The organism is uncultured Leptotrichia sp. (assembly GCF_938036635.1).
GTDB lineage: Bacteria > Fusobacteriota > Fusobacteriia > Fusobacteriales > Leptotrichiaceae > Leptotrichia > Leptotrichia hongkongensis.
The window spans coordinates 1-1,446 of sequence record NZ_CALHQO010000414.1; the positions used below are offsets into that span (position 1 = coordinate 1).

Genomic DNA, 1,446 nt, shown 5'->3' on the forward strand with positions numbered 1-1,446 from the left:
ATGAATTTTATACATATCTGAATTTAAATTAACAAACTTTTCAAAAGAAATTGATTCAAATTTATCATCTTTTGCCAAATGAATAATTTTATCACATTGAAAATTTTTAATTTCCCTATCTTCAAAATCATATCCTGAAGCAATCCATTGCCTATAAGCAGATGATATTTTAAAAAACTGAACAAAATAATATTTGTCTTTCTTTTCTTCTTTATACAAAATTTTACAAACTTTTTCTTCTATTGAATTTTCAAGAATTTTCTTTAAAAATGGACTTTCCTTTTGATGCTTTGAAACTTCAAAATTTAATATTGTCTCCATTTTGTTAATTTCCTCCACTTGCCTTTGTGGAATACAGTTTTTAAATTTTTCTTTCAATTTTTCAATATCTAAATGAAAAGGTGTTGTTTTGTATCCTTTTAACGTAAGCATAGTGAAGTATAATGCATATATTTCATTTACATTGAACAAGACAGGAGAGAGCAGTTTATTTTTTAAAATTTTATATCTTCCATTTCTCCCGCTGAAAGAATAAATTGGCATTCCAATTTCCTCAAGAAATCTTATGTCTCTTAAAGCCGTATTTTTGGAAATACTGTATTTTTCCATAATATCTTTTAAATTGAAAGTCTCTTTATTATTAAGATATATCATCATATCATTAATTCGCTCTGATTTTTTCATTTTCCTCCCAATTTTTTTATTTTAATAGTACCATATTTTGATACTATTTTGAAGTATAATTCAAAATATAAATTTAAGGAGGAAATTATGGATATAACAAATAACTTTTTAGAGATTATGGAAAAAACTACTGATATGGCAATAGCTTCTTCAGACTCCAGCAATCAGCCTAATGTAAGAATTGTAAGATTTTATTATAATCCTGAAGAGAAAATTTTATATTTTTTATCATTCAAGAACAGCCAAAAAACAATAGAATTTGAAGAAAATAATAAAGTAGCTTTTACAACAATTCCTAAAGATGGAATAAAACGTGTTAAAGCAAAAGGAATTATAAGAAAAAGTCAAAAATCTGTTCGAGACTTAAAAAATAAATTCATAGAAAAATTGCCAGAAGTAAAAAAGAATATTGATGAAGCAGAAAATCTTCTGGTATTATATGAAGTGTCTTTTACAAAAGCAACTGTTACTGTTGGTGTTAAAAATACTACGGAACTTGAGATTTTATAATCAATTATAAAATAAACTTAACATTTATGATTATTTTTCAAATTTCTATTTTATTTTCTAAAAATAGATTTGAATATAAGTTAAAAGGGTATCACTCAACATACCCTTTTTTAATAATAAATTATTCTTCCTCTACTACAACCTCCACATCCTTTTTCCTAAATCCCATCCCAATTTTCACAATTTCTTTATAACCTTCATATTTTAACCCTTCAGAATAATTCCTGTCATTTATTTGCTTCAAGGCGCTTC

2 protein-coding genes are annotated in these 1,446 nt (G+C 25.0%); one reads left to right on the forward strand and one right to left on the reverse strand.

Annotated elements, in window-relative coordinates; translation table 11 throughout:
* A partial coding sequence (locus tag Q0370_RS08335; RefSeq protein ID WP_299574534.1) for an HTH domain-containing protein occupies window positions 1-684 on the reverse strand: 684 nt, incomplete at its 3' end.
* A gap of 87 nt (window positions 685-771) precedes the next feature.
* Between Q0370_RS08335 and Q0370_RS08340 the strand changes: the two genes are divergently transcribed.
* Window positions 772-1,194 (forward strand): pyridoxamine 5'-phosphate oxidase family protein, encoded by a 423-nt coding sequence (locus Q0370_RS08340; RefSeq protein ID WP_299574536.1) that lies wholly within the window; start codon window positions 772-774, stop codon window positions 1,192-1,194.
* The last annotated feature ends 252 nt before the right edge of the window (window positions 1,195-1,446 follow it).

Coding starts and splice junctions, on each gene's coding strand:
- Q0370_RS08340 (WP_299574536.1), top strand. CDS start 772: ATGGATATAACAAATAACTTTTTAGAGATTATGGAAAAAACTACTGAT.